20 protein-coding genes and 1 pseudogene are annotated in these 26,765 nt (G+C 53.7%); 12 read left to right on the top strand and 9 right to left on the bottom strand.

The window, feature by feature from the left end; translation table 11 throughout:
- Positions 1–399 precede the first annotated feature (399 nt).
- A complete protein-coding gene (mqo, locus tag QWJ10_RS11550) occupies positions 400–2,031 on the bottom strand; it encodes a malate dehydrogenase (quinone) (RefSeq protein ID WP_289926440.1) in 1,632 nt (543 codons plus the stop codon).
- Positions 2,032–2,810: 779 nt separating this feature from the next.
- Here mqo and QWJ10_RS11545 point away from each other — a divergent pair.
- The 6 genes from QWJ10_RS11545 (at position 2,811) to QWJ10_RS11520 (ending at position 10,090) form a co-directional block, all read left to right on the top strand.
- Positions 2,811–3,965: a mandelate racemase family protein gene (locus QWJ10_RS11545; protein WP_289926529.1), complete on the top strand. Its 1,155-nt coding sequence runs from the start codon at positions 2,811–2,813 to the stop codon at positions 3,963–3,965.
- A gap of 67 nt (positions 3,966–4,032) precedes the next feature.
- Positions 4,033–4,296: a hypothetical protein gene (locus QWJ10_RS11540; RefSeq protein WP_289926438.1), complete on the top strand. Its 264-nt coding sequence runs from the start codon at positions 4,033–4,035 to the stop codon at positions 4,294–4,296.
- A gap of 153 nt (positions 4,297–4,449) precedes the next feature.
- Positions 4,450–5,184 (top strand): oligogalacturonate-specific porin KdgM family protein, encoded by a 735-nt coding sequence (locus QWJ10_RS11535; protein ID WP_289926436.1) that lies wholly within the window; start codon positions 4,450–4,452, stop codon positions 5,182–5,184.
- Between the two features lie 185 nt (positions 5,185–5,369).
- Positions 5,370–6,932 carry an MFS transporter gene (locus QWJ10_RS11530; RefSeq protein WP_289926434.1) on the top strand — a complete coding sequence of 521 codons (1,563 nt, stop codon included), beginning with the start codon at positions 5,370–5,372 and terminating at the stop codon, positions 6,930–6,932.
- A 133-nt stretch (positions 6,933–7,065) separates the two neighbouring features.
- On the top strand, positions 7,066–8,796 hold the full coding sequence (locus QWJ10_RS11525) for a transporter (RefSeq protein WP_289926432.1): 1,731 nt from the start codon (positions 7,066–7,068) through the stop codon (positions 8,794–8,796).
- Between the two features lie 127 nt (positions 8,797–8,923).
- Positions 8,924–10,090: an oligogalacturonate lyase family protein gene (locus tag QWJ10_RS11520; protein WP_074828362.1), complete on the top strand. Its 1,167-nt coding sequence runs from the start codon at positions 8,924–8,926 to the stop codon at positions 10,088–10,090.
- A 41-nt stretch (positions 10,091–10,131) separates the two neighbouring features.
- On the opposite strand, the gene QWJ10_RS11515 is transcribed toward QWJ10_RS11520, so the two are convergent.
- On the bottom strand, positions 10,132–10,866 hold the full coding sequence (locus QWJ10_RS11515) for a FadR/GntR family transcriptional regulator (RefSeq protein WP_289926429.1): 735 nt from the start codon (positions 10,864–10,866) through the stop codon (positions 10,132–10,134).
- Between the two features lie 332 nt (positions 10,867–11,198).
- Here QWJ10_RS11515 and QWJ10_RS11510 point away from each other — a divergent pair, with 332 nt between their 5' ends.
- On the top strand, positions 11,199–12,170 hold the full coding sequence (locus tag QWJ10_RS11510) for a dienelactone hydrolase family protein (protein ID WP_289926427.1): 972 nt from the start codon (positions 11,199–11,201) through the stop codon (positions 12,168–12,170).
- 40 nt (positions 12,171–12,210) lie between these two features.
- On the opposite strand, the gene QWJ10_RS11505 is transcribed toward QWJ10_RS11510, so the two are convergent.
- The 7 genes from QWJ10_RS11505 to QWJ10_RS11475 form a co-directional block, all read right to left on the bottom strand.
- A complete protein-coding gene (locus QWJ10_RS11505) occupies positions 12,211–12,774 on the bottom strand; it encodes a DedA family protein (RefSeq protein WP_019364552.1) in 564 nt (187 codons plus the stop codon).
- A 340-nt stretch (positions 12,775–13,114) separates the two neighbouring features.
- Positions 13,115–13,750, bottom strand: a complete 636-nt coding sequence (locus tag QWJ10_RS11500) for a DUF6348 family protein (protein WP_289926423.1) — start codon at positions 13,748–13,750, stop codon at positions 13,115–13,117.
- A gap of 257 nt (positions 13,751–14,007) precedes the next feature.
- A complete protein-coding gene (poxB, locus tag QWJ10_RS11495; protein ID WP_289926420.1) occupies positions 14,008–15,732 on the bottom strand; it encodes a ubiquinone-dependent pyruvate dehydrogenase in 1,725 nt (574 codons plus the stop codon).
- A gap of 214 nt (positions 15,733–15,946) precedes the next feature.
- Positions 15,947–16,192, bottom strand: coding sequence for a hypothetical protein (locus QWJ10_RS11490; protein ID WP_010798935.1), 246 nt, complete (start codon positions 16,190–16,192; stop codon positions 15,947–15,949).
- 116 nt (positions 16,193–16,308) lie between these two features.
- The gene (locus QWJ10_RS11485; protein WP_289926418.1) at positions 16,309–17,223 is read right to left on the bottom strand and encodes a DUF2242 domain-containing protein; all 915 of its coding nucleotides are present in this window, start codon (positions 17,221–17,223) and stop codon (positions 16,309–16,311) included.
- Positions 17,224–17,375: 152 nt separating this feature from the next.
- Positions 17,376–19,325, bottom strand: a complete 1,950-nt coding sequence (locus tag QWJ10_RS11480; RefSeq protein ID WP_289926527.1) for a DNA topoisomerase III — start codon at positions 19,323–19,325, stop codon at positions 17,376–17,378.
- Between the two features lie 178 nt (positions 19,326–19,503).
- Positions 19,504–19,761, bottom strand: coding sequence for a hypothetical protein (locus tag QWJ10_RS11475; RefSeq protein WP_010798938.1), 258 nt, complete (start codon positions 19,759–19,761; stop codon positions 19,504–19,506).
- 334 nt (positions 19,762–20,095) lie between these two features.
- On the opposite strand from QWJ10_RS11475, the gene QWJ10_RS11470 reads away from it, so the two are divergent.
- The 5 genes and pseudogenes from QWJ10_RS11470 (at position 20,096) to QWJ10_RS11450 (ending at position 26,719) form a co-directional block, all read left to right on the top strand.
- Positions 20,096–21,112 carry a zinc-binding alcohol dehydrogenase family protein gene (locus QWJ10_RS11470; protein ID WP_289926416.1) on the top strand — a complete coding sequence of 339 codons (1,017 nt, stop codon included), beginning with the start codon at positions 20,096–20,098 and terminating at the stop codon, positions 21,110–21,112.
- 192 nt (positions 21,113–21,304) lie between these two features.
- Positions 21,305–22,132, top strand: coding sequence for a M48 family metallopeptidase (locus tag QWJ10_RS11465; protein WP_010798940.1), 828 nt, complete (start codon positions 21,305–21,307; stop codon positions 22,130–22,132).
- A 216-nt stretch (positions 22,133–22,348) separates the two neighbouring features.
- Entirely contained in the window at positions 22,349–23,059 is a 711-nt protein-coding gene (locus QWJ10_RS11460) for a response regulator transcription factor (protein ID WP_286786773.1), read from the top strand.
- A pseudogene (locus QWJ10_RS11455) lies at positions 23,056–24,407 on the top strand (histidine kinase sensor domain-containing protein). The gene QWJ10_RS11460 and the pseudogene QWJ10_RS11455 overlap by 4 nt, the downstream one beginning before the upstream one ends.
- A 95-nt stretch (positions 24,408–24,502) precedes the next feature.
- Positions 24,503–26,719, top strand: a complete 2,217-nt coding sequence (locus tag QWJ10_RS11450; RefSeq protein ID WP_289926407.1) for a TonB-dependent siderophore receptor — start codon at positions 24,503–24,505, stop codon at positions 26,717–26,719.
- Positions 26,720–26,765: the final 46 nt, after the last annotated feature.

The following is a 26,765-nucleotide window of genomic DNA, read 5'->3' as shown; positions in this document are numbered from 1 at the left end:
TGTCGGATAACGCGATACTGTTAATCTACTTCACGACCACTTAACGCTTCAGTCGCGTTACAAGTATCTAATCCTGTACCAGTAGTCTGATATAGATGCTCTACAACGCCCTTTCAGCCTAAAAGCCCGTTCGCAGGCGAACTCATTTATCGTTCGTCTTACCAAGCTTGTATATGCATCTCGTTAAAGGCTTCAAGTAAGGTTTTCAAGATGAGCGAAGACGATATCGAGTTCATTGCTTCCTGGCTGGGACTCATTCTTTTTGCGCGGATTGTACTATTCAGTCTGGGCTATGGTTGATGGCCCTAACGCTAGGCGGAATGCGCCATGAAGACGCTTGCAGACGGACATAAAAAACGGCACCCGAAGGTGCCGTCTTAACCAAGGTAAACGAGCTGTTTAAAGCGCAGCCGTTTTTGCCTCAGTCGGCTGATTTTCTTCAGCCTTGTTCTCAGACGCTGCCTGCTGGGTAGCGGTAGCATCTTTAAGCTGGAGTACACCAGCCGTGTAGCTGCGGACTTCCTTAATCAGCGGAGCATTGTTATCCAGCGACTGACCGTAGGACGGAATGATTTCCTTAAGCTTGCCCTGCCATTCTGACGTCGCAACCTTGTCCTTGAACACTTTTTCTAACAGATGAAGCATGATAGGGGCGGCAGTTGAAGCGCCAGGCGAGGCACCCAGCAGTGCAGCAATGGAGCCGTCCTGTGAGGAAACCACTTCGGTACCAAACTGCAATTTGCCATTGCCGTTCGCATCTTTCTTGATGATCTGTACACGCTGGCCAGCGGTCCAGAGCTTCCAGTCTTCCTTGCGAGCGTTCGGGTAGTAGTCCTTCAGTGCAGCGAAGCGGTCTTCATCAGACTGCATCAACTGACCGACCAGGTACTTGACCAGATCGAAGTTATCCATCCCCACCTGCATCATGGGCCAGGTGTTGTTGCTGGTCATGGAATGCATGAGGTCCATCAGCGAGCCGTTCTTCAGAAACTTGGTTGAGAACGTTGCGAACGGTCCGAACAGAATAACGCGCTTGCCATCCAGCGTACGGCTATCAATGTGCGGCACGGACATGGGCGGCGAGCCCACAGATGCCAAGCCGTAGGCTTTTACCTCGTGACGTTTGGCGATTTCCTGATTTTCAGTTACCAGAAACTGGCCGCCAACCGGGAAACCAGCATAGCCATTGGCTTCAGGAATACCTGTTTTCTGCAGCAGCATCAGAGAAGCGCCGCCTGCACCAATGAAGACGAAGCGGGTGTTCACCGAGGTTTCCTTGCCGCCATTGGCCAGGTCTGCAACGGTTACTTTCCAGGTGTTATCGGGGTTGCGCTTGATATCACGAACTTCGCTGTTCACTGAAAGCTTGAACTGCGAATGATTTTCCAGCGAACCTACCAGCTGGCGAGTGATTTCACCGAAGTTTACGTCAGTCCCTGCTGGCATCCAGGTCGCTGCCACTTTCTGCGCAGGGTCACGACCTTCCATGATTAGCGGTGCCCACTGCTTGATCTGGCTGTGGTCTTCCGAGTACTGCATGCCCGCATACAGCGCGTTTTTCTGCATGGCTTCATAACGCTTGTGCAGGTAGTTGACGTTGTCGTCACCCCAGACAAAGCTCATGTGCGGCGTGGTATTGATGAACGATCTAGGGTTTTTCAATACACCGTTCTTGACTTGGAAAGACCAGAACTGACGGGAAATCTCAAAGCCTTCAGTAATCTTCGGAGGCTTGGTGACATCGATGGTGCCGTCCTTGAGTTCGGGCGTATAGTTCATTTCCGCGAAGGCAGAATGGCCCGTTCCGGCATTGTTCCAGCCGTTGGAACTTTCTTCGGCTACCTTGTCCAGACGCTCGTACATGTTGATCGTCCAGGTGGGCTCAAGCTCTTCCAGGTAGGTAGCCAGGGTAGCGCTCATGATACCGCCACCGATCATTACAACATCGACAGGAGCATTATCATCGGCCCAGCTGTGTCCGGACATCGCGAACATACTGGAGCACAGAGCAGCGAGAACACGCTTTTTCATGCAGATTTTCTCTAGTTAGGCATACAAGCAAATGAAATCAGATAGCGCTATCTTATCGGCCATCTACAGGTTTGCTTGAGTGGGCAAGGCACACTTCTTTTTGGTTATGTAACGCATCAGGTCGAATAAAGTTAGGTCGACTCGACATGAAGCATGCGCACAGCCAAAAAAATTCAAGGTCCGGATCAAGAGGGGGCAAGATATCCACTCAATACTGCCACTACATTGCGTTGGGTGTAGCGGAGATATCATGAGAAGCTTATCTAAGCGCTCAATGAAACGTGTCCAGTAGAATATCGCGAAAAAGCCGCGACGGAAAGTCACACCTTAAAGTTCCGGTCAATAAGACTAAAGTTTAATGTCTGGCAGAGAGTCGGCAAGACATTATCATCGACACGCGCAGCGTCGTCCGGTATTGCTCTGCTCGTTCTGTCCTTTCTCCTGTACCTGCCTGCAATCAACACCTAGTCTTCCTATCCTTGTGTAGTAAGACGACTATGTTGTCTTTTGCATAAGAGGCTGACCGGTCAGTCATCACTTTTTCAGATTTGAAAAATAATTTATTTGAGCTGCTTATAAGCTTGATGAAGTTATTTCTCCGCCAGGATTCGCTTTTTAGAGCCAATTTGGCGTCATTCTTCAATTCTATTAAAGTCTCAAGCTGGAAGCTGTAACCTCCTTGACAAAATGGCGCTCAAGAAAAATACTGTGTCACGTGGTATGACGACATACCGGAAATTGCTCCAAAAAGAACAATAGTCATGGACAGCCTTCCTCTTATGAATATCTCCCGTGTCAGTGTCGATGTGTTTTCCTATCCCACTCGCCGTGCTGTCGATAGCGCAGGGCATTCCCATCCGGGAGATGAAGTCCAGGCCCGTATGGCATTGTTGAAGATCACCACGGAGGACGGTTGCGAAGGTTATGCCTTTGGCACTCCGGAATTGCTTCGCCCATACATCATTGACAATTTTGTACGCAAGGTACTGGTTGGACAGAACGCGCTTGACCGTGAACGACTCTGGCAGGATCTAGCGCATTGGCAGCGGGGAAGTGCAGGTCAACTTACCGACCGCAGCCTGGCCCTGGTGGAGCAAGCGCTCTGGGATTGGGCTGGCCGCAAGTTCCAGGTCCCAGTCTACAAGCTGTTGGGTGGCTACCGAGACAAGGTCTTGGCCTATGGTTCTACCATGTGTGGCGATGATTTGCCTGATGGCCTGTCAACACCTGACGAATATGCGCGTTTTGCCGAAAAGCTCGTAGCCCGTGGTTACAAGGGTATCAAGCTGCATACCTGGATGCCGCCCATTTCCTTCGCACCCGATGCCAAGATGGACGTAAAAGCTTGTGCCGCTGTACGTGAAGCAGTAGGCCCGGATATTGCCCTGATGCTTGATGGCTACCACTGGTACAACCGTACTGATGCCCTCTACATCGGACGTGAAATTGAAAAGCTGGGTTTTGCTTGGTTTGAAGAGCCTATGATGGAGGAGTCCGCAGAGTCGTATGCCTGGCTGGCTGAAAACCTCACCATTCCTGTATTGGGGCCTGAAAGCCTGGGCGGCAAGTATCACAGCCGTGCGGGGTGGGTGAGTGGAAAGTCCTGCGACATTCTACGCGCCGGGGTAGCTGGCGTAGGCGGTATTGGCCCATGCGTCAAAGTCGCTCACCTGGCTGAGGCGTTCGGATTGGATTGTGAAGTTCATGGTAATGGTGCACCCAATCTGGCTGTCGTGGGTGGAATCAAGAACTGCTCCTGGTACGAGCGCGGGCTATTGCATCCATTCTTGGAGTATGACGACGTACCTGCCTATCTCAACAGTATCGTCGACCCCATGGACAAGGACGGTTACGTCCACCTGCCTGACCGTCCTGGCCTGGGTGAGGACATCAACTTTGCCTATATCGAAGCCCATATCGTGAGCCAGCACTGATCCACGGTTGTGCCTGGGCTAATCATGCCCAGGCAGGTCTTGAACAATTATAAAAAAGGACTGAGCTATGAACCTGAACACCTTTCGCCTCTCGCATGTCTTCTTCGAGTGCCTGGCCCGTCTCTCTAGGCGAGTACCGGAACTGTATAACCTGGGGCTGGCTGGTACAGCGCACATTCATGCTCAGTCTTCCTCGTGCATCGCCTCGATACCCTGCCGTATCAACCGGCTACAGGCTTTCCGCTCCTGTTCTCTTGTTGCTCTGCCATTACCTCTGGCGATGACCGGCCGATGTAATGGTCGGCGCGGCCGGGCCAAAAGTCCTGCCTAAGCGCCGCTGGCAGGCCTGGCTTGCCGTTCGCGTGTTATCCATCTGAACCAATCGTGCCGCCGAATAGATCGGGAGCCGTACACCCCTGAATGCCGGGCTGTTACCGCTTAAGCCTATTCAATCTCTCTGTACGTTATTAACAAGAATAAGATCATGAAGATAACAATAAAGACGCTAGCTGTTGCGACCTCTCTGGGAATCACCGTTTTGGCAGGCAATGTTCAGGCTGCCGATTCGGGTTATATCAACTATCGGCACCAGTATCTAGAAGACTCCAAACTTCACTCTGATCGCGTTCTGATCGGTATACGTTTGGACAATGGACTCGGTTTCGAAGGGGAACTGAAGTACAAGACTGGAGGCAGCCGTAAGGACGTCGCGTTTGATAACACCGTAGGGGATGGTCACGAATTTACGGCTGATTATCGGTACTCCCTCACTCCTCAATGGACGATTGCACCCTTTATAAGTTTGGTTGCAGTGGAAAACGCAACGACTTATCGAACCGGCGCGCGCCTGGGTTACAAGGTAAACAATCAGTGGACAATCAGCGGACGCTACCGCTACGAGGCCCGCAAGCTGGATCGCAATCAGGTCGACAACTCCGTGCCTGATAGAGCCAAGCGTGATCAGCACGTTCATCGCTTCGATGGCTGGCTGGGCTATGCCCCGGGCGGGAAATGGTCATATGAATATAACTTGGTTTACTTCAAAGCCGACTATACCCGTTATAACGGTAAGAAAAATGATTATGAACAGGCATTGGCTTTTAAATATAAATTAGATAAACGCTGGCAACCGTTCTTCGAAGTGGGTGATGTAAAAGTTAATTCTACTGATAGTGATCGCCAAATGCGCTTACGTGTAGGGGTGCATTACAGCTTTTAAAAAGTAATCGCTATAAAACGCAAAATAAATAATCGTGAAGTCGCAATGAAGATGATTTGAAATACAGACCCCACGGGTTTGCATCTCAAGTAACTCATTGACGTTGCCTTCATTCGTGCTTCTGAAACAACAAGAACATCATTTCAGAACAACGAAGTCATGTTCTCTTTTATTCGGTGAATAATATGAGAAGCGATACTGCTGGGCACCACGTAGGGCGGAAAATCACGCTAAGGCATCAATTGGCGTATGGAGGAGGCAACTTACTAGGTAGCGGAGCACTTGCTATCAGCGGCGCCTGGTTATTGTATTTTTATACGACGTTCTGTGGTCTATCGATGATCCAAGCGTCACTGATCTTTTCCATTGCAACCGTTATCGATGCAATCAGTAATCCTTTGATGGGTTATCTCACCGATAACTTCGGTAACACCTGGCTGGGCAGGCGTTTTGGACGTCGCCGCTTTTTCCTGTTGATTGGCGTACCGCTGATGGTGTTCTACCCACTGCTTTGGGTAGAGGGATTCGGCTTTTGGTATTACCTCAGCACATATGTAATTTTTGAGCTGATCTATACCTCCATCATGGTCCCCTATGAAACCCTGGCGACCGAGATGACGGACGACTTCGCTGTTCGTTCGAAGCTGACAGGTTATAAGGCCATCTTCGGAAAGATTGCCAACTTTCTGGCCGCCTTCATCCCCGGCCAATACATCCTGATCTATGGAAAGAACTCCGCTGAGCCATTTTTCCTGACTGGATTAACCTACGGCGCGATTCTCATGGGTGCAGTGGCCTGTCTATATTTCTCAACATGGGAACGCAGTAGCGAAGAAACCCAGATCCGCAAGGCCAAGCAATCCTTGGGCCGTACGCTGCTGTCACTGGTGCAGGACACGTACTCGACCTTTGCGCTGAGGATTTTCCGTAAGCACCTTGGCATGTATCTGTTTGGATTTGGCGCAGAGTGGCTGTTTGCTACGGTATTCACGTACTTCGTGATCTTTGTTTTGCAGTACGACCCAACTATCGTTGCAGGACTCAACAGCTTGAGTTCGATCATGCAGCTGTTCTCCACCGCACTTTTCATAGCGTTTTGTGTAAAGTGGGGCTTCAGCAAGCCGTACATTCTTGCCTTGTCCGTCGTGATGTTTGCCGTTGGCTGCTACAGCCTGTTGCACTTCTTTGACCTGCCAACCCATGTCGCCACCATTGCGATCTTCACTATCACCGTTATTTTCGGTATCGGCACGGGCGGTGTGTATTACATCCCGTGGACGGTCTATACCTTCCTGGCGGATGTGGACGAAATCTATACCGGCCGTCGTCGCGAGGGCATCTATGCAGGTTCGATGACATTCTGCGGCAAGATCGTCCGCTCCATCATTGTCTTCATTATGGGAGCTATCCTGAGCTACTACGGGTTCCAGTCCAAGGCTCAGACCCAGCCGGAAACGGCTGTGACGGCCATCGCCCTGGTGTTCTGTATCGGTGTTGTCAGTCTTGCCTTGATCGCAATCGTCTATAGCACGCAGATGCGTCTGAACCGTCAGACGCACAAAGTGGTCCTGGATGAAGTGGCTCGTGTGAAGGCAGGTGGCAACCCTATGGACATCAAGCCTGATGCCCGTGCGGTGATTGAAGATCTGGTAGGACATCCTTACGAAGAGTGCTGGGGTAACAATGCACTCTGCAGGAAGATGCAGATTACGCCAGAATTCGCACCAACGCCCAAGACAGTCATGTAACCGCTATGGCACCGGTACTCAGTGCCGGTGCCTGCTTACTCTTCTGACAAGGCATTCGCCCGCCATAAAAAGACTATTCCGCTTGGTGGGCCGAAATGTAAGCAGTGCTGATCCTTGCAACTGGACTGTCTAGATGAATGCTTTGGATATCACCGTTATTGCTCTGTATCTGCTGTTCATCGTATGGGCAGCCTGGTGCTTTCGTCGTTACGCACAGAGCAGCAGTCAGTTCATCAATGGCGGTGGCTCCATGCCCTGGTGGATGGCCGGAGCGACTGCCTTTATGACGCAGTTCAGCGCCTGGACGTTTACCGGCGCCGCAGGAAAGGCCTTTACCGATGGTTTTCCCGTTCTGGTCCTGTTCTGGGGCAATGCTCTGGGATTTTTCATCGCCTGTCTGTTCTTTGCGGCACGTTACCGCAAGCTTCGGGTTGAAACCTCGATGCAGGTGATTGCTCTGCGTTTTGGCAAGCCGACCGAGCAACTCTTTACCTGGCTGCAGTTTCCGCTCTCAATCCTTACGGCCGCCATCTGGCTTAATGGATTGGCCTATATCCTCGCGTCGATGACCGGCTTTGGCATGGTACCGACCCTGCTCATCACCGGTACGGTCATTACCTTCATTTCCGCCAGTGGCGGTGCCTGGACAGTCAACGCAACCAACGTCATCCAGCTGGTTCTGATCTTGGCAATTACCCTGGTAACCGGTTGCTTTGCGCTATACACAGGCGGTGGACCAGGCAATATCGTCGAGCGCTTTCCTGTGGATTTTTGGCAGGGGCACGACATGAACCTGTGGCAGATCCTGTTGTTCTGGATTGCCATGATCCTGATGCAGCAGGTGCTGTCGACCAACAACGCGATTACCTGCTATCGCTTTCTGGTTACTCGAAACGAGCATGAGGCTCGGCGGGCAGCCTTTCTGGCTGGGGTTCTTTTTGTGGTTGGTCCTGTCCTATGGTTTATTCCGCCGTGGGTAGCCGCCACGCAGGGTGCAGACCTCGCGGGGCAGTACCCTCAACTGGGCGAGCAGGCAGGAAACGCGGCCTATCTCTACTTTGTTCAACAGGCAATGCCAGCCGGTACGGTTGGGCTTACATTAGCGGCAATGGTGGCTGCGACCATTGCTCCCATGAGCACTGCGCTCAATCGCAATGCGGGGATCTTTATTCGTAACGTCTATCAGCGTCCTGCCCATGGGGAGGCCCACTTGCTTGCCATGGGCCGCTGGGTGACGCTGCTCAATGGCGCCCTGGCCACCCTGACAGCGTGGTGGATGGCCGAGCAGGAAGGCATAGGGCTCTTCGAGCTGGCAATGATGGTCAGCTCCCTATTTCTTCTGCCCCTTTCCATTCCTGCTCTGTTGGCCGTGGTCGTACGACAGACCCCGGATTGGGCGGGTTGGAGTACGGTGCTGGTCGGCGCAGCGGTATCGCTGATCTTTTATGTTGGCTTCAACCCCGTGGCGCTTCCTGCATGGTTGGGTGGGTATACGCTCACCGAACGTGAGGCGAGCGATCTGAAGTTTGGGGTGACGGTTCTGGCGCATGTGGTTTTCACGGGTGGTTTTTTTATCGGGACCCGCGTCTGGTATAGCCCTACCCGTAACACCGAGAGGCGGCAACAGCTCACGCTATTCTTTCGCAATATGTATCGTCCCCTGCAGCCCGATGAGATTGCCTGCGTCGATCCTTCCCAAGCCAGGAGGCTAGGCGCCCTGGTAACAGGTATGGGGCTGCTTTTACTTCCACTTCTGCTATTGGCTGAGGCTCCCCAGGGGCGCTGGTTGCATGCCGCTATTGTAGGAACGGTACTGATATCAGGATTAGCACTGCGACATTGGGCAGGCAGTAGTAGAACATAAGCAGATAATAAGTGTTTAACGCTCAGAATTAAGACTTCGTTATCGATAGCGAAGAGGGCGAATCCATATTGTTGCGCGGCTCATAAACAGTCCAATAGAACATCATTGAAAACAACAGAGGTGTGTTATGGCAAAGGGTTCCCATATTGAACTGGATTACCATACGTATAGTGATGAAGGTACTGGTGCTGAAGTAACACGCCTTACACCCACCGATACAGTGTGTCACCGAAACTATTTTTATCAGAAATGTTTTACTAATGATGGTGCCAAGCTGTTATTTGCAGCCGAGTTTGATAATAACCGTAATTATTATCTACTCGATATTCAGAAAAAACAGGCGGTACAGCTAACGGAAGGCGCTGGTGATAATACTTTTGGAGGCTTTTTATCTCAAGATGACCGTTATCTCTATTATGTGAAAAACGAGCGTCAGTTACGCCGTGTGGAGTTGGCAACGCTGGAGGAAACAACGGTCTATCAGGTAGCCGGTGATTGGGTTGGGTATGGTACATGGGTAGCGAACAGTGCCTGCACAAGCCTGGTTGGAATCGAGATCGCCCGCTCGGACTGGACGCCGCTGACCGACTGGGAAGTGTTCCGGACATTCTTTACCAGTAACCCCCATTGCCGACTGATTCGCGTCGATTTGGGCACAGGAGAGGCTCGTGTCGTTCACGAAAACACGATCTGGCTCGGGCATCCCATTTATCGCCCCTATCACGATCATACTGTTGCGTTCTGCCATGAAGGTCCTCATGACATGGTGGATGCCCGGATGTGGCTGGTCGATGAGGACGGCTCCAATGTACGCAAGGTGCGGGAGCAGAAGCCGGGGGAGAGTTGTACCCACGAGTTCTGGGTGCCGGATGGCTCCGCCATGATCTATGTCATCTATCCAAAGGGCCAGCAGGCGCGGCAGATCTGGCGATTTGATCCTGACACCGAAACCAATGAGATGCTGATGGAGATGCCGGCCTGCTCGCACCTGATGAGCAATGAAGACGGCACGATGCTGGTAGGTGACGGTTCCGGTACGCCTGTCGATGTAAAGGACACTCAGGGATATACAATCGAGAACGACCCCTGGCTTTATGTCTTCGACGTGAAACGCCAGCAAACTGCGCGCCTGGCTGCGCACAATAGCTCCTGGCGGGTACTGGATGGCGACAGACAAGTGACCCATCCACATCCATCGTTCACGCCGGATAATCGCAAGGTGTTATTCAGCTCCGATTTCGAAGGCAAGCCCGCCGTGTATCTGGCAACGCTGCCCGACACGTTGTTTACCTGATTGACATGTCATGCCCAGCCAGTGGCTGGGCATGAGCGCCCTTACTCGTAAAGTGTATGGCGAGCCTCGTGAGCCTGATAGAGGCGTACACGACTGTTGCTTAAATGCAGGTACATGGCCGCCCGTGCCGAATCAGGGCTCTGCAGCGCAATGGCGCTGTAAATCTTTTCGTGTTCGCGATACACCAGATCAAGATACGCGACGCGATCCTTCTGAGCGGCATAGGCCGAATTCATCTTGGTACGTGGAATGAGCTTTGTACCCAGATGCTTCATGATGTCGAACATATAGGCGTTGCCGGATGCCTTGGCAATGCGCAGATGAAACTGTGAGTCCGCATGGATGGCAATGCCTGTTTTCGGGCCACTGTCTTTCATGGAAAGCAGGGCCAGCTCGATCTCCTTGAGATCCTGCGGGCTGCGATTCTGCGCTGCCAGCCCAGCCGCCTCGACTTCCAGGCTCATGCGTAGCTCCAGCAGGCTCAACACATCCTGCAGCGTGGAAATGGTTTCCGGTCCCAATTGCAGAGTAGGCGGGGGCGGCATATCAACAATAAAGGTGCCGACACTGCGGCGTGTTTCGACCAGACCCGCCGCTTGCAGACGCAGCAGCGCCTCTCGCACCACGCTGCGACTGAATCCTTCGCTACTGGAAATTTCCAGTTCCGAAGGCAATTTTTCTCCCCGCTTGAAAACCCCATCGCGAATGTACTGCGACAAACGGGCAACCAGTTCTTCAGCTAGACGTTTTGGCTTTTGGGAAGGCCTGTCGATCATAAAGGGCTCATTTATTTTTCTGGGCTCGATGACTTCCGCAGCAAGCATACACATTTCGGCTGATCCGCTCAGAAGAAAAGCATGGCAAACCGAACACCTTTGTGTGCCGTTGTGCAAGGAAGATGGCTTTCGATGCTATTGAGCTTTGATGCCTGAAACATGCCTGAAGGCACGTTGGTATCAGAGCGATCTGCGTCACATGAAAATTGACGGTCTCGGTTATTGACTGATCAGTCAAGCTGCTCGGACCGTAAGGCAGAGCAGGGTATAAACCTACCGGGTTGTTTTGTTATGGTCAGGTGCAAGCCATAGCCATAAGCGAGACAACAAGAATGAAACGTTCCGCCCTTGCCACCCTGGCGGTACTTGGAAGTCTGGTGGCAGTTGCCCAGGCCCAGGAGCACTCGGATATTCCCGCGCGCCAGGAGTTTTATGCCTATGCCTCCCAGACCCTGAGTGATACCCAATTTCTTACCGGGCAGTCAGGCAGGCCTGTTACCTTAACTGCCGGATTGAGCCTGCCAGCTGGGGAGGGGCCGTTTCCGGCGGTCATTCTCCAACATGGCTCCGGTGGTATTGGCGATAACATTGCCTATTGGCAGCGCACCCTTAACCAGCAGGGAATCGCCACGTTTGTGCTCGATGGATTCACCGGCCGCGAGCTGATCGGTACCGGTAAGGACCAAGCTCAGCTGGGACGGCTCAATTTCATTCTGGATGAATACCGAGCCTTGGCGCTGTTGGCCAGTCAACCTCGTATCGATGCCTCCCGTATCGTATTGATGGGCTTCTCTCGAGGCGGCCAGGCGTCGCTTTATGCCAGCCTTGCTCGCTTCCAGAAGGAATGGATGGCGGGAGACGCCCGCTTCGCGGCCTATATTGCCTTCTATCCTGACTGCTCCATTTCCTTCAAGGATGAAGACAAGGTGGTAAACAAACCCATTCGGGTCTTTCATGGCGAGGCAGATGACTACGATCCCTTGTCCCGGTGCACTCCTTACCTGGATCGCCTAGCCAAGGCAGGCGCCGATGTAAAGGTGTTTCGCTATCCTGAGGCCCACCATGGTTTCGACAGTCCTGCCTCGCAGCCTGTACGTGTAGCACAAGGCAGTCAGACGGTACGGGCATGCCAGATTGTCGAGGGTGAGCAGGGCGCGCTGATCAATCAGGAAACGGGGGAGCCGTTCCGCTATACCGACGCCTGCGTCGCGCATGATCCCCATGTAGGGCCCAATGCCGATGCCACACGGCAAGCTACAGAGGATGTATTGGCGTTTCTGAAAACCGTATTGGATAAACCGTAAGACGAATTACCCAGCCTCTTGCCAAGGCTGGGTGACAGGATCAGGCGTGGCGACGCCGACGGAAGAACCAGATTGCGGCAACGATAGCCAGTAAGGTGGCGGCTATTCCTGCCAGCCATAGTCCGGCATGTGGCTGGGTTGCAAAAAGCCGTTGCACAAACTCTCCTACACCGTAGCCAATACTGACCATGATGGTTGCCCAGAGAAAGGCGCCAACGATATTCAGTGGTACGAAGCGTCTGGCAGGGATGCCGCTGGTGCCGATGATGATTGGGCCAATGGTTCTGAAGCCATACGCAAACCGCGTCCCGATCACCCATAGCGATGGGTAGCGCTGAATCAGTTGGCGTGCTCGCTCGATTCGATGCTGATGACGGTGAAACTTCTTCAGGACGGGATCACCATATCGCCTTCCGATGAAGAAGAGGAACTGATCACTGATCATTGCGCCAATGGCCGTCATCAGGATGGTCAGGAAAAAATTCAGATAACCATGGCGGGCAGCCACACCTGCCAATATGGCCAAGCCGTCGCCTTCGATAAGCGGCCCGACCATGACGGCCAGGTAGCCGTAGTGGGTTATCCATTCGTTCGGTTCAAGCATGTTGCGGTCCTGATAATCCAGGTATTGTCTCAAAAACAATACCGTCCAGGCGTTGGTCGCGCGTACCAGGCCTCGTTGAGATAGCGATCCGGGAATTTTGGCATAACCGCCTTTCGAAAGGGCAACTGACCCCTATGCGTATCGCTCCACGAAAGGATTTCGCAAACGGGTCGCCATTTTGCCCCGCTGGCTGGCGAGAGTTACTAGCGCCTGATTAAGGAAAGCGCCATTGATGATCACTTAGCGAGATTCTTGATGGCTTACAGGTATGATTCACCGATACTGCCGATAGCGCCAAAGCGGTTCATGGGATAAACCGCTCTGGCGCTAGGCTGTTGAGTTAGACTGCCCGCAGCACCACGAAATTGCGTACGCTGAAGTAGCCATCGTCACGGCTCCACGGAAGCGCCTGCAGGTTCGAAGCACCTTCTTCCCAATGAATATTGTCACTGAGTGCCTCAAAGCGGTGCTCCTGGTTGTAGTTGCAGAAGAACGTACGAAACCAGTGGGTGTTGCCTTTTAACGGCATGTTTTGAATGGTGGTATGAATCGACGGCACCAGATTCTCCGGCAGCTCGCTGGTGCTTCCTTTGGCGGCGCGGATTCCGAGGTTGCCTACATAGGCCCGGTAGCGGCGCTCATTGATCAGCCAGTTTTCAACCGAAACGTGTTCGGCTGCATCGACTTCCCAGAACGCTGCCAACAAGACATGCAATGAGTTGGCGATAAAGTTTTCGAAGGCATTTGCCAGCCCCTCATCACCCTCACCGATACCTGCAAAAATCTCTTCGACCAGCACGCCCTCTTCGACCATCACATGAATATCCAGGCGCCCGCTGCCTTCGCCGGGATACCAGCGGGCACGTATGGCCGGGAGCTGATTGTTGGGCGCTACCCAGCCATCATATACAGCACCGGTCAGGCCGTGTTTTTCCAGAATCAGTTTGAGTGCGTCGATTGGGTTCAAGGTCGTCATAGGAGTAGCCGTCAGTAAATAAGGAAGAGCATGCCAAGTTTGCCGGGGCTCAGAACTGACGAGAGTCAATAGGCCGGGCCGCAGAGTAAAACCTGCCGGCGATCACGCGTGGCTCATAAAAGCGCGGATCATAGGGAGCGCAGCGGCAATGAGCAATCCAAATGCCTTTACATTATTGGATCTGAGTTCTCGCTCATCTTTTGAAACATTCAAGTTCACCACACGGTGTGCGTGGTGAACTTTTTTGCACAGCGGCGCTAGCGCACCAGATTGGTACGTGCCAGCTCCAGGACTTCATCGCCACGGCCATTCATAACCGCTCGTAACAGATAAAGGCTGAAGCCTTTGGCCTGCTCGAGCTTGATGGCGGGCGGCATGGCAAGCTCCTGCGTAGCCGTCACGACATCGACCAGTACCGGGCCGTCATGGGCCAGGGCCTCCCGTAAAGCAGGTTCCAGCTGTTCGGCACTGTCGACACGAATTCCCTTGACGCCCATCGCATTAGCCATCGCTGCAAAATCCGGGTTCTGCAACTGGGTACCAGTATCCAGATAACCGCTGGCTTTCATTTCCATGGCGACAAAACCCAATGTGGCATTGTCATAAACCACCACTTTGACCGGGAGACCCAATTGGACCAGCGAGATGAAATCACCCATGAGCATGGCGAAACCACCGTCACCAGACAGCGAGATAACCTGGCGCGTGGGATAAGCTGCCTGAGCCCCTATCGCCTGAGGCATGGCATTGGCCATGGAGCCATGATTGAACGAGCCGATCAGGCGGCGTTTGCCGTTCATTTTCAGATATCGGGCAGCCCATACCGTTGGGGTTCCGACGTCTGCCGTGAAAATGGCATCCTCATCCGCCAGCTCACTCAGGACCCGGGTCAGATACTGCGGATGAATAGGTCGACCGGGTTGGGAGGGTTTGGCCAGATCATCCAGTCCCTCACGGGCCTTGGCGTAGTGCTTGAGCGAATCCTCAAGGAAGTGCCGATCGGTACGACGCTCCAGTCGTGGCAAAAGCTCACGAATGGTTTCGCCTACATCGGCGGCGATTCCCAAGTCCAGGGCGGTTCGGCGGCCTAATGCCTGAGGGTTGATGTCGACCTGTACAATCCTGGCATTGATTGGGTAGAACTGACGATAGGGAAAATCAGTACCGAGCAAAATCAGCGTGTCACAATTGAGCATCGCATGGTAGCCGGAACTGAAGCCGATCAGGCCCGTCATGCCAACGTCGAACGGGTTATCCCATTCGACATGCTCTTTACCCCGTAACGCATGAACGACAGGTGCACCGAGCGTATCGGCCAGCGCAACGACTTCGTCGTGGTAGCCCGCACAGCCGCTACCGCACATCAGTGTTACGGCTTTGCTATCCGCAAGCAGGGTGGCGAGTCTGTTGATATCCTGCTCCGAAGGCATCAGGCGAGGCGGATTGAGAACCGGCCAGGCGGTCTTCCCGGCGTCCACTTCCAGCAGCGCCACATCGCCGGGAATCACGATGACCGCAACGCCGCGCTGGAGGATGGCTGCCCGCATGGCACGATGCAGGACTTCGGGCATTTGTGCCGGGTTACTGACGAGCTCAACGAAATGACTGCATTCCTTGAAAAGCTCCTGAGGATGGGTTTCCTGAAAGTAGGAAAGGCCAATTTCCGATGAGGGAATGTGCGCAGCGATTGCCAGGACCGGTACGTGGTTTCGGTGGCAATCATAAAGTCCGTTGATCAGGTGCAGGTTGCCTGGCCCACAACTGCCTGCACATACAGCCAGCTTGCCCGTAGCTGCTGCTTCCGCCCCGGCCGCAAAGGCTGCGGTTTCCTCATGGCGTACATGCATCCAGTCGACGGTTTCCATCTTACGCAAGGCATCGTTCAGGCCATTCAGACTGTCTCCGGTGACGCCCCAGATACGCTGTACGCCTGCCTGCTCCAGTGTGGTAGCCAACTGCTGGGCAATGGTGATCTTAGCCATAACGATTCGTCCTTTGACAAAGTAAATGATCGATGGCTCAAGGCAGCATAGGACGTGGCTGGGTTCGGTTTAACGCCAGGGATTGCAGCCATCCAGATGATGAGATGGCGATGCTGCAAACAAGTACGCTCTAGATCAGCCTGCCATCGAAGCTCTTTCGAAGCAGGCGTTCCAGGCTAAGTTCAATCGATTTCTGGAGGACGATAGGGCAGGACTAACCCTTGGCGGATTGAATGGCGTCCAGCAGGGCTTGGTCAGACGTCTTGTCAATCCATGCTTCAGGCAAGCTCACGCGTACTGACTGCTCACCACCACTAGGCGTACATACCACGGTAACGTTGCCTTCGGCATCTTTGGTAAGACTCTTGGCCGCTTTGGCCGTTTTCTGGCTTCCTCCCGAGAAAGCCTCTACACAGGTCCACGTGGTATTGCCTTCGTCCTGAACGGTGCGTTGTTTCATGGTGTCACTCTATCGACTGCCTGCACGGCGTTACGCTATAGACGTAGCGCGCCTGGTTAGAGTTCTTGACCTCAACGCCTTGCAGGCTTTCGGCAATCCAGAGTCATACCCGACCCTCACTCTTCAAGCAGCTCCAGCAAGTCATCCGAGGGTGCCGTGGCGTTTTCAGGCTGACTTGATGGAGTGGGCGTGTCAGCCGACGCTGGCGAAGCGGCGGGCTCGGTTGTGGGCGAGGCTGGAGCGGCGGCTGGCGCAGTAAATTGCTCGAAGGCTGACGTGTCGATAGGTGTAATGGGCGGCGCTTGGGGCGGCAATGGTACGGGTACAGAAGAAAACCCCGCATCATGATCCGGGCGTGTCTCTGAAGCAGGTGCCGCTGAGGCTGGCTTGGGTGCCAGCGCCTGTGCAGGTTGGCTGGGCTGTGCAGAAGAGGGCGTGCTGGCGAGTGGGCTCGGCGCGGGCGCTGCTTTTGTTTGATGTATTCCTTTGTTGGCCTTTTGGGCCTGAGTCGGCAAGAAGCTTTCTACCAGGGAGAAATAGCGGCTATAGAACTTGCCTGACGTAACCGTCTCGCTGGCGACCTTGACCATGGAGTCGTTTGTCGAGCCGATAGGCATCGAGACCGAGCCGAGCACACCTACTCCCAGGCTCGCCGAGTTATTGAGCTTTTTCAGCGCATAACGGTCCTGAAGCGCGTTGGCAAAGATGGTTGAACCATGATCGTTGGGGGGATTGGCCGTGCAGACAACATTAAAGCTGATTTCGAGGTGGTTCTCTCCGGTCTGCTGAAAGCTCTTACGGCCACTGACGAGCTTTGGATCATTGCTGGTAATGATATAGCCCTGACTGAGCAGCGCGCGTCGAGCTGCTTCGCAGGCAGCCGTATCGTTTACCGGATAGCTACGCGAAAACGTACCCGAGTCATCGAAATTTTCGTGTTCGTACACGGCAGGCTTGTTGTTCGAGCAGCCAGCCAGGCCGGTCAGCATAGTGGCCAGTGCCAGTGCGCCGATACCAATCGATTTTGACATTGCAGATCCTGAAAACAGCCAACGCCAGACAAGAAACGCTTGGCGTACAACGGGCATGAAGAGAACGCATTAAACAGAATGCAATGCTACTACGGAAGAGTAAGGCTAAAAAGATATCAATTGGGTGCTAGGTGACCGGATGTGTCCTCTTATCAAGCCGGACTGACAGGCTGGCGTGACCGCTTGCCATTACCTGATGCCGTCTTGGTTGAGGCCTTGCGCTTTTTCTTGAACGGCGTGGACTTACGCCCCGCTGGAATAGCCGGCCCGCTAAAGGTCAGGTTCAACCCCATGCAGCGCTCGACCTGTTTGCTCATCCAGGCGGATTGCTTGGTCACGAACTCTTCAAGGCTCATCTCTCCGGTTTGAACCATATCCAGCGCTTGCTCCCAGATAGCGGTCGTACCGGGATCGGCAATAGCCCGAGGCACAGCGTCGATCAGACTGAAGGCAGCAGGCGTGGCGAGCAGAGCCTTACCCTGCTTGGTCAGATAACCGCGGTCCAGCAGCCCTTGAATAATCCCAGCGCGTGTCGCCTCCGTCCCAATACCTGTGGTGTCCTTCAGCTTTTGCTTGAGCTTGGGGTCGTCCACCAGTTTGGCTACATTCTTCATGGCCTTGATCAGGTCACCTTCTGTGAAGGGCTTGGGCGGTTGTGTCCAAAGGTCTTTGAGCTGAACATCCACCACAGCGCATAACTGGTCTTTGGAAAGCATGGGCAGCGGCTGTGGTGCTGGCGCTTCCTTTCCCTTTGCTGGCGTAAGTGCTTCCGGCAGGGCTCGCTTCCAGCCTGGCTCGACGATGCGCTTGCCTACAGCCCTGAGCAACTGTCCTGCGCAGTCAAAATCGGCTTGAGTACGGTCGTACTCATGGTTTGGGAGAAATTGCGCCAGGTAGCGGGCGCGGATCAAGGTATAGACTGCCTTGTGCTTGCTCGTCAGCCGATCCAGGCTGCTGATAGCTGCGGTTGGAATGATGCCGTGGTGTGCGCTGACTTTTGCATCATTCCAGGCCCGCGAGCGACGCCTCAGGTCCAGGTGCGCCTTGAGAGGCAGAAGGGAGGAGTCGGAGCGCTCAAGCGCCGCCATGATGGCTGGGGCTTCGCCATGCTGGCTCAAGGGAAGATAGCCGCAATCGCTGCGCGGATAGGTAATGACCTTATGGGTTTCGTATAGCGCCTGGGCAATATCCAGCGTTTCCTGGGCGCCCAGGCCAAGCTTTTTCGAGCACACCTCTTGCAGCGTGCCCAGATCAAACGGCAATGGAGCAAGCTCACGCATGCGTTCGGTCTGTACCTTCATCACCTGAGCAGTGTCTGTCTGGCGCATCGCCTCTGCTGCACTCTGGGCGATATCCTGACGCAGGCAGCGGCCCTGATCGTCGCAGACATCCTCAGGAGCCTTCCATTGGGCCGTAAACTGATGGCCCTCGGCAGACAACAGCACATCGATTGCCCAGAACGGTACAGGCACAAAGTTGGCAATGCTGCGATCACGGTCGACTACCAGTCGCAGGGTAGGGGTTTGCACACGTCCTACGGGCAGGACGCCCTGATACCCTGACCGTTGGCCCAGTAATGTAAACAGACGACTCATGTTCATGCCGATCAGCCAGTCGGCACGCGAGCGACCCAATGCCGAATGATAGAGGCTGAAGGTATCGGCGCCGGGTTTGAGCGTGGCCAGCGCCTTGCGAATGGAAGCATCGTCCAGTGCCGACAACCACAGACGCTGGATAGGTCCTTTGTAGCGACAATGTTCGACCAGTTCGCGGGCAATCATCTCGCCTTCGCGATCAGCGTCCGTTGCAATGATCAATTCCCGGGCTTCGCCAAGCAGCCTTTTGACCGCCTTGAACTGGCTTGCGGTCTTGGGTTTGACGAGCATTTTCCACTTTTCCGGGATGATAGGCAGATCTTGCAGATTCCACCGCTTATACCGATCGTCATAGGCATCTGGCGGGGCTGTTTCAAGCAGGTGGCCAATGCACCAGGTTACAGTGGCCTGTGGGCCTGTCCAGCAGCCTTCGCCACGGCGAGTAGCGCCCAGCACCTTGGCAATGTCTTTGGCTTGGGAAGGTTTTTCGCACAGGAAGAGCCGCATAGCTATCGTCATTCAAATCAACAATAGCGTAAGCATGCTTAAACCGCAGCGCAGAGGCAATCGAAATCTGTATATGCATACAGATAATGCACGCTGCCAGCTTTATCTGGCGGGACGAATCGATATAACACGAGGTGGGCCGTCGATCATGCTGTCATTCGGCCCAACCGGTTCTGCATTAGAACTTCAAGAGATCCACCATGTTAAGAATGGCAGTGGAGAACATCAGGGTAAAAAGGCATACCAGTGAGAGTTTAAGCTTTTTCAAGCCCGACTCCTGACGCTGGCGCTTGGCCTTTGTTAACGCCTTGATGGCTGCAGAGGGGCGAATACCGTTGTTCAGCATCCAACCCAGAATTTCATTTTCAGGCCGTCCTCTCATTACCGCTGAGGTAGCCAGTCGCGTTAGCCCTTCTGAGCACGCTTCGTCACGCATGAGTTAATCCAGTGATTTCGACCATCTGAGCGTAATGCGATATGCATGACGATTCAATGATGGCCGTATTACAAAAACGCATATTTGTCGCTTACTTCGTCGGAAGTTGAGCCAGGTCAACCCGGCAAGTCAGCAGTCCCTTGGATCTACCTTGAAGGTAATCGACTCATGTGACCAGAACTTGACGACTATGTTGCAAGGCAGGGTGATATTCCTGGCTGAATGTAAACGCTATATGCACCTTGACGATCCGACCCCTAACAGTAGACTCTAAAATGAAACGTCGTTTCACAATGGCGAAACCTTTAATAATCACAACAATGAAAGGATCCCTATGAAAGCTCTCATGATCGAACAGGAGTTGCAGTGCCGCTTCCATGAGGTCGAGACCATCGAGCCAGGGCCTGGAGAGGTTCAGGTAGCGGTTCGCCATGTAGGACTCTGCGGTAGCGATCTCAATACCTATAAAGGGTTGAATCCGTTAGTGGCACTGCCTCGTATTCCTGGCCATGAGATCGGTGGAGAAATCATCAAGGCAGGACCGGGCGTACCGCTGGACTATCGTGCAGGGCGGCGCGTCATTGTGGTGCCCTACACTGCATGTGGTCACTGCACCTCGTGCCGTCAGGGACGCGTGAATGCCTGCAAGACGAACCGGACACTCGGCGTTCAGCAGAACGGCGGGTTGGCCGAGCAGATCGTACTGTCCTACGAGAAGCTCATCCTGAACGATACCTTGCCAGCACGGCACCTGGCGCTGGTTGAACCACTATCGGTAGGTTTCCATGCCGCGAGACGCGGGCGGGTTGCCAAGGGGGACAGAGTGGTGGTCATTGGCTGTGGAATGATAGGCATGGGCGCCGTGGCCGGAGCTGTGTCACGGGGTGCAACAGTCATCGCGATGGATGTCTCCGAGACCAAGACCGAAATGGCGCGTAAATACGGTGCTTCACATACTATCGTGGCCTCGTCTGGTCATGTGGACAAGCAGATCGAAGCACTGACTGACGGTGACGGGGCTGATGTCGTCATCGAATGTGTGGGCCTGCCGGCCACGTTTACCCAGGCGATCGATATCGTGTCCTTTTCTGGACGTGTGGTGTACGTGGGGTATGCCAAGGAGCCAGTTTCCTACAAGACGCAACTGTTCAACCTGAAGGAGCTGGACATCATGGGCTCCCGTAATGCAACAGCCGAAGACTTTACAGCCGTCGTTCGCTATCTGGAGACCTTGGATCACTCTCCAGATGATCTGATTTCCAAGGTGTTTCCCTTCCAGGATGCCGAGCAGGCCCTGCCGTACTGGGATGCGGAGCGCGCTTCAACCTTGAAGATTTTGATCGAGCGATAACCTTTCCGATACCACGACGCCGTATCGCTTCTGCTTTACGGCCTCGCTTGCGCCTGCGTCAATTATTCATCAGGCGGTGGTATAGGTTTCTAAAATTTAAATCGATTACACTAACGTACCAGCCATAGGCTGTTTTTGATTAATTTATCGTGCTGACAAGTACGTCGGCTCAACATACGCTAGGGAAAGCATATGCGTCGTGTCTTATTCATAACGGGTCTTTCGTTTTCGCTTTTTCTTACTGGCTGCCAGGTAGTCAATACAACCAGTGGCGGAGCAGTAGGGGTCGAGCGTAAGCAATACATGTTCAGCATGCTGTCTGCCCAGCAGGTTGATCAGATGTACGCAGAGTCGTATTCCAGTTCAGTCAACAAGGCCAAATCATCCGGTGCGCTCGCCAACGAGACAGCAGAGGGCAAGCGTGTCCGTACGATTGCCAAGCGGCTGATCGATAGGGTTAGCTACTTCCGTCCCGATGCTGCTGCCTGGGATTGGCAGGTCAACTTGGTCAAAAATGATGAACTCAATGCCAACTGCGGTCCGGGCGGCAAGATCTTTGTTTATACCGGTCTGATCCAACAGCTAAAACTTACCGATGATGAGCTTGCAGCGGTAATGGGGCATGAAATTGCCCATGCGCTCCGTGAGCACAGCAGGGAAAAAATGTCTCGGGCGTATGCATTGCAACTAGGCCAAAGCCTTGGTGGCGCCTTGCTGGGCCTTAACCAATCGTCAATGCAAATTGCGAATAAGGTAACGGAGGTTGGTTTATCTCTCCCGTTCAGTCGATCAAATGAAAATGAAGCAGATCTGATTGGCCTGGAGTTGGCTGCCCGGGCGGGCTATAACCCCAATGCGGCGTTGAGCCTCTGGCAGAAATTTGCACAAGCCTCAGCCAGGATGGGCAATAAGACACCTGAGCTTCTGAGCACGCATCCCTCTGATGAGAGCCGCATGGCCTCGATTCAAGCAGCCGTCCCCAAGGTGATGCCCTTGTACCAAGCCAGCCGCAAGTCTTGAGTTCGATCTTTATCCAGGGCTTATATGGATAAGGATATGCACTGCGATATCCTTATCCAGGCGATTTTAAGACATTAATTAAGATCCGCCCGGGTATCTTAACGAGCAGCAATACCCTTCTTCTGCTTTCGAGTTAACATCAGTGTTAACACCTGTCTACGTGAAAAAAGCCTCGGACGGGTACTTTTGAAACCCTTTGGCTGTTCCCCAAACGCTATGAATTCCTTTGTTTCCCTGCTCAATATTCTTGTCGTTGAAGACGATCCGGTGTTGGGTATGCACCTGCAGGCTCAGCTATCGGCGAGGGGATATGCGGTAGTGCTATGCAGTGATGCCTGTCGAGTCGCCGCATTGTTGAAAGAGCAGGTGTTCGATCTGGTAGTACTGGATATTCTGTTACCCAATGGCAATGGGCTTCACCTACTGGAGCAGATTCGTTCCTATAGTGCCGTGCCGGTTATCCTGGTCTCGGCGCTGGGTAGCGAGTCTGATCGTATCGTCGGCTTTCAAAAGGGAGCAGATGATTATCTACCCAAGCCCTTTAGCATGGCGGAGCTGGATGTGCGAATCGGAGCGCTGCTCCGGCGCATTGCGTTTGAGCGCTCGGCCATGGAGACAGCGCCAACCGTGCAGGGAGAGCTGTACTTCGATCTTATCCGGACCGATGTGGTTTATAAGGGGCAATGGGCGGAACTGACCGCAACGGAATTTCGTATTCTCGAGCTATTGAACCGGCACGCTGGAGAGGTACTCAGCAAACCAGTGTTGTATCAGGAAGCTCTGCAACGTGCCTACTCACGCTACGATCGTAGTCTTGACATGCATGTCAGCCATATTCGCCGCAAGCTCCAGAGCATTGATTACTCGGCTTGCGAAGTTCGTACAGCCTGGGGGAAAGGCTACGTGCTGGTGTGTTCGTCTTCATGATACGACTCCCGTATCGGCATTCCCTCTTCTGGAAGCTGTCTGGTCTTACCATCGCCGCCTGTCTGGTCATCGTCTGGCTGAGCTTAAGCTGGGGACGCAGCATGGAGCACAGTCATTACGAACTGGCACAAGCCGATAAAGAGGAACTGCTGAGTTATGCTGCTTCCGTTGAACAGGCATGGAGGACACAAGGCAAGGAGGGCGTTGAAACTGCATTACGACGTATCCGAGAGGGAGAACAGGTTTGGGCTGTAGCAGTTGATCGTCTTTATCAGCCGTTAGGTCAGCGCGCCCTGACGCCTGGTGATGCCGATCGGTTCAGCTTTATGCGCCGTCTGGATTGGCCGTTGAGTGGCCGTGCTACCGAATTGCCTGTAATGGATATTCCATTTCCTCAACACCCTGAAGCGGGCCGTCTGGCAATGGAATTGCCCGAGCGCATGTGGTCCGGCAAGCCTTCCGTTCTGGGCCGTCTGGTGATCCATGGGCTGTTTCCCATGGCTACCATGTTTCTGTTATGTATTCTGCTCTATCGTCAGCTCATGGTGCCTTTGAGATGGCTCCAAGAGCAGGCATCCTCTGCTTGTCGCTCAGGCAGAAAGCCTACAATCGGCGTAAGCGCTCGCAGCGATGAGCTGGGTGAGCTGGGACGCGCCTTTGATCACATGGCGGAGCGGCTGGAAGGTCATGTCGAGTACCAGCAACGACTTCTGCGAGATATGTCCCATGAGCTGCGCACTCCGCTGTCACGGCTGCGTGTGCTGTGCGAGTCCTCCGAGGATGCGAATACGTTGCGTGCCCGCCTTGAGCGTGAGTTAGCCGGTATGCAGGAGCTGGTCGAGACCACACTAGAGCTGGCCTGGCTGGATACGGATAGACCCTCGCTGCTATGCGAGCCGATCAGCATGCAGTCGCTCTGGAATATCCTCATTGAGGATGCCTGTTTCGAGACGGGTTGGTCACGAGACGCTTTTGTATATCGCTTACCAGACAATTGCTGTGTACAGGCTCATTTGAATAGTCTGGCCCGTGCCCTGGAAAACCTCTTGCGCAACGCGATTCGTCACTCACCGGAAGGAGGAGATGTGATTCTGGGGGGCATTGTGAGGGCAGCGAGTGGTTGCTGTGGATACAAGACCAAGGTCCAGGGGTTGCAGAAGGTGCGCTCGACTACATCTTCGAGCCGTTTACCCGGCTCAATGGTGCCCGGCCTGGCGGTGACGGATTCGGCCTGGGTCTTTCCATCGCCCGATCGGCACTGATGATCCAGGGCGGCGCTATCTGGGCTGAAAACTGCAATCCAGGGCTTCGTGTGACCGTGCGCTTGCCTGCTGCTGAAATTGTATAGATTGTAAAAAAGCTTTCTTCTCAAATGGGAATGAATAGCATTTGCGCCAACTTTGGAGCGGTCTCGTTTCGAGATTTGTAGAACAGGAGTTGGTCATGCTGCGTATTCCCCATTCATCCACGCGACTGAGCATCGTACTGTGTGGGGCTCTTGCCAGTCATTCCGGCCTTGCGCTTGCCCAGTATGGCTCCAGCGAGCCGGTTGAGATGGAAGCTACCACGGTTATGGGTACCGCCGAGGAAGAGGCCAGGCAGGCCTTGGGTTCCTCAGTGATTACTGCAGAGGATATTGCCAGGCAACCACCGGCCAATGATCTGTCGGAGATTATTCGGCGCCAGCCCGGTGTCAATCTCACAGGCAACAGTGCCAGTGGCGCGCGCGGTAACAATCGGCAAATCGACTTGCGAGGTATGGGGCCTGAGAACACGCTGATTCTGATCGATGGCCTGCCCAGTACCTCCCGAAATGCCGTCCGCTATGGTTGGGACGGTGACCGTGATACGCGGGGTGAGACGAACTGGGTTCCAGCTGAAGAAGTCGAGCGTATCGAAATCCTGCGTGGCCCGGCGGCGGCCCGTTATGGCTCCGGTGCCATGGGTGGGGTCATCAACATCATTACCAAGCGTCCTACGGAGCAATGGCATGGCTCGATGACGTTTTATGCCCTGGAGCCTGAAAGCGGCGACGAAGGCAACGGACGCCGTGCCAATTTTAACCTGAGCGGTCCGCTGACAGAAGCTCTGGCATTTCGAGTCTATGGCAATATCGCCAGGACTGATGCAGATGCTTTGAGCATCAATGAAGGACATCAGGCCTCGGAAGGCAGTGTCACGGCGGGTCGGGAAGGCGTACGCAACAAGGACATCAATGCGCTACTCAGCTGGCAACTTGATCCGCAGCAAGTCCTCGATTTTGAAACTTCCTATAGCCGCCAGGGCAACATTTATGCCGGCGACACGATGCTCAATAACTCTGGCGGCAACGATGCCTTTGTTCGAAGTCTGTATGCTCATGAAACCAATGTATTGCAGCGCTCCAGCTTTACGTTGAAGCATAAGGGAACGTGGGATTGGGGTAATTCCACACTGGGCCTTTCCTATGATTACACCCGCAACTGGCGTCTGAACGAGGGACTTTCAGGCCGTACAGAGGGTGGGCCAAGTGAGGGGGATGGCGCGTTTATGTCGCGCCTGCGCAATACCCGCGCCTTTGGCAATCTTGATCTGCCTATCGACAGCGCAATGCCTCAGGTCTTAACCATTGGCGCCGAGTATTTACACGAGTCGCTAAGTGACCCTGGTTCTCTGCGCGCTCAGTCTTCTGATCCTGAGCCTGGCCAGATAGCAGGTTTTGATCGCACCCAGACCAAGACGACAGCCAACAGCTACGCCTTTTATGTCGAAGATAATGTGCAGGTTACAGACCGGACGGTGCTGACCCCTGGACTACGCTTCGATGACCATCAGACCTATGGTGATAATTGGAGCCCAAGTCTTAACTTGTCCCATGAGATCACGGACCGACTGACGTTCAAGGGTGGGATCGCGCGTGCTTACAAAACACCGAATCTGTATCAGAGCAATCCAAACTATCTTCTGTACAGCCGTGGTAACGGCTGTACAGCGATTACGTCTGGAAACGGAGGCTGCTATCTGGTCGGTAATGAAAGCTTAAGGCCTGAGATCAGCATTAACAAGGAGCTGGGTCTGGCTTATGACGCCGGAACATGGAGAGCCAGTGCGACCTATTTCCGTAACGATTACAAAAACAAAATCGTGGGCGGAAACGAATTTATCTATCGATTGGGCGACACCGGGCCTCGTGTACTGGAGTGGGAGAACACCGGTAAGGCGGTTGTCCAAGGGGTTGAAGGCAACCTGTTCATTCCGCTGACTGATACCGTGGATTGGAACACCAACTTTACCTATATGATCGAATCCAAGGATAAGCAGACAGGCGATCCCTTAAGCATTATTCCCAAATACACCATCAACAGTACGCTGGACTGGTACGTCACTGAAAAACTCTCTGCACAGCTTAATGTTACCCATTACGGAAAGCAGGAGGCTCCTTCATACTCTCGGCGTACCAATACGGATTATGAGGCTGCTGCCCAGAAGAGCATTGATCCGTATACGTTGGTAGGCGTTAGCAGTGGTTATGAGTTTAACGAGCATTACAAAGTGCGTTTTGGTGTGAATAATCTTTTCGACAAGCGCATCTATCGAGAGGGCAACGCTTCGAGCGCCGGTGCGGTTACATACAACGAGCCGGGTCGTGCGTATTTTGCTTCCTTTACCGCCTCGTTTTAATGTTATTAAATCGGGCCGCCTGGCTAACCCGCTGCCCGTGCCGTAT

The sequence above is a fragment of the Pseudomonas sp. WAC2 genome (assembly GCF_030403525.1).
In the GTDB taxonomy this organism is placed as follows: Bacteria; Pseudomonadota; Gammaproteobacteria; order Pseudomonadales; family Pseudomonadaceae; genus Chryseomonas; species Chryseomonas luteola.
The sequence above is the reverse complement of the archived record's forward strand: the minus strand, read 5'-3'. Positions and strand labels throughout refer to the sequence as shown.

What these genes read in the sequence shown, in the direction of transcription:
- mqo (WP_289926440.1), bottom strand. Translation starts at nt 2,031, where the DNA reads ATGAAAAAGCGTGTTCTCGCTGCTCTGTGCTCCAGTATGTTCGCGATG.
- QWJ10_RS11545 (WP_289926529.1), top strand. Translation starts at nt 2,811, where the DNA reads ATGAATATCTCCCGTGTCAGTGTCGATGTGTTTTCCTATCCCACTCGC.
- QWJ10_RS11540 (WP_289926438.1), top strand. Translation starts at nt 4,033, where the DNA reads ATGAACCTGAACACCTTTCGCCTCTCGCATGTCTTCTTCGAGTGCCTG.
- QWJ10_RS11535 (WP_289926436.1), top strand. Translation starts at nt 4,450, where the DNA reads ATGAAGATAACAATAAAGACGCTAGCTGTTGCGACCTCTCTGGGAATC.
- QWJ10_RS11530 (WP_289926434.1), top strand. Translation starts at nt 5,370, where the DNA reads ATGAGAAGCGATACTGCTGGGCACCACGTAGGGCGGAAAATCACGCTA.
- QWJ10_RS11525 (WP_289926432.1), top strand. Translation starts at nt 7,066, where the DNA reads ATGAATGCTTTGGATATCACCGTTATTGCTCTGTATCTGCTGTTCATC.
- QWJ10_RS11520 (WP_074828362.1), top strand. Translation starts at nt 8,924, where the DNA reads ATGGCAAAGGGTTCCCATATTGAACTGGATTACCATACGTATAGTGAT.
- QWJ10_RS11515 (WP_289926429.1), bottom strand. Translation starts at nt 10,866, where the DNA reads ATGATCGACAGGCCTTCCCAAAAGCCAAAACGTCTAGCTGAAGAACTG.
- QWJ10_RS11510 (WP_289926427.1), top strand. Translation starts at nt 11,199, where the DNA reads ATGAAACGTTCCGCCCTTGCCACCCTGGCGGTACTTGGAAGTCTGGTG.
- QWJ10_RS11505 (WP_019364552.1), bottom strand. Translation starts at nt 12,774, where the DNA reads ATGCTTGAACCGAACGAATGGATAACCCACTACGGCTACCTGGCCGTC.
- QWJ10_RS11500 (WP_289926423.1), bottom strand. Translation starts at nt 13,750, where the DNA reads ATGACGACCTTGAACCCAATCGACGCACTCAAACTGATTCTGGAAAAA.
- poxB (WP_289926420.1), bottom strand. Translation starts at nt 15,732, where the DNA reads ATGGCTAAGATCACCATTGCCCAGCAGTTGGCTACCACACTGGAGCAG.
- QWJ10_RS11490 (WP_010798935.1), bottom strand. Translation starts at nt 16,192, where the DNA reads ATGAAACAACGCACCGTTCAGGACGAAGGCAATACCACGTGGACCTGT.
- QWJ10_RS11485 (WP_289926418.1), bottom strand. Translation starts at nt 17,223, where the DNA reads ATGTCAAAATCGATTGGTATCGGCGCACTGGCACTGGCCACTATGCTG.
- QWJ10_RS11480 (WP_289926527.1), bottom strand. Translation starts at nt 19,325, where the DNA reads ATGCGGCTCTTCCTGTGCGAAAAACCTTCCCAAGCCAAAGACATTGCC.
- QWJ10_RS11475 (WP_010798938.1), bottom strand. Translation starts at nt 19,761, where the DNA reads ATGCGTGACGAAGCGTGCTCAGAAGGGCTAACGCGACTGGCTACCTCA.
- QWJ10_RS11470 (WP_289926416.1), top strand. Translation starts at nt 20,096, where the DNA reads ATGAAAGCTCTCATGATCGAACAGGAGTTGCAGTGCCGCTTCCATGAG.
- QWJ10_RS11465 (WP_010798940.1), top strand. Translation starts at nt 21,305, where the DNA reads ATGCGTCGTGTCTTATTCATAACGGGTCTTTCGTTTTCGCTTTTTCTT.
- QWJ10_RS11460 (WP_286786773.1), top strand. Translation starts at nt 22,349, where the DNA reads ATGAATTCCTTTGTTTCCCTGCTCAATATTCTTGTCGTTGAAGACGAT.
- QWJ10_RS11450 (WP_289926407.1), top strand. Translation starts at nt 24,503, where the DNA reads ATGCTGCGTATTCCCCATTCATCCACGCGACTGAGCATCGTACTGTGT.